Genomic DNA, 1,131 nt, shown 5'->3' on the forward strand with positions numbered 1-1,131 from the left:
TCCTCGGGCAGGACCACCGGCCCTTCCGTGGACGACGGGTCCATCACCACCGACGCGGTCGCGTCATATCCCCCCAGCAGAAAGGCCAGGGAAAGAATCGCGCGCTTGTACATGGGTCTTCCTTGAAGGGTGCGCCGCGGCGCAATCAAAAAGTGTAGCGCGCGTGGCGGTGCGTTGCGGCCTCCCGTCTACCCCGGCCACGGTGGAAAGCCGGACGCACCGGCACAAAAAAACGGCGCCCAAGGGCGCCGTTCTTCGGTTTCAGCGCGGTGGCCGATCAGAACTTGGCGTCGAACTCCGCTGCGTAGCCGGTGTTGACCAGCACCTTCTGCAGCACATCGGTGTTCTTCACGTTGCCCGCCACGATCTGCTGGGTCTCCGGACCGCGGCTGTCCATACGGGCCGGGGTGGCGCCCTTGTAGTCACAGACCCGGCCACCGGCCTCGCGCACCAGCAGCACGCCGGCCGCGATGTCCCAGGCCTTCAGCCCGGCCTCGAAGTAGGCGTCGGCGCGGCCGCAGGCCACGTAGGCCAGATCCAGCGCGGCCGAACCGGTACGGCGCACGTCTTCGGCGTGCACCAGCAGCGCATCCACGGCCTTCAGCTGCGAACTGGCGCGCTGGCGCTCACGCGGGGCGAAACCGGTGTGGATCATCGCACCGCCCATGTCCTTGCGGTCGGCCACGCGGATGCGACGGTCGTTCAGCACCGCACCAGCGCCACGGCTGGCGGTGAACAGTTCATTGCGGAGCGGATCGAAGATCACCGCATCGATCGGCTCGCCGTTCTCGACCAGCGCGATGGACACACAGTAGTGCGGGAAGCCGCGCAGGTAGTTGCTGGTGCCGTCCAGCGGGTCGATCACCCACATGTACCGGTTTACACCCTGCACACCACCTTCTTCGCCCATGATCCCGTACTCGGGATAGGCGCGCTTGAGTTCCTTGACGATGACCTTTTCCGCATCCGCATCGACTTCACTGGCATAGTCCATGCGCCCCTTCTGCACGACGTTCAACGCCTCCAGCTTGTTGATGTTGCGCAACAGGACGTTGCCGGCGAGGCGGGCGGCCTTGACCATGACGGTGACGGCGGGTTTCTGCATGGCGAAAAGCTCCCGGAAAGGCAGAG

At 65.5% G+C, this 1,131-nt stretch carries 1 protein-coding gene; it reads right to left on the reverse strand.

The features are described from left to right. Positions 1-277: 277 nt before the first annotated feature. A partial coding sequence (locus AC1DOG_RS23140) for an inositol monophosphatase family protein (RefSeq protein WP_477931348.1) occupies positions 278-1,131 on the reverse strand: 854 nt, incomplete at its 5' end.

Source organism: Rhizobium sp. 01N48, from assembly GCF_056399145.1.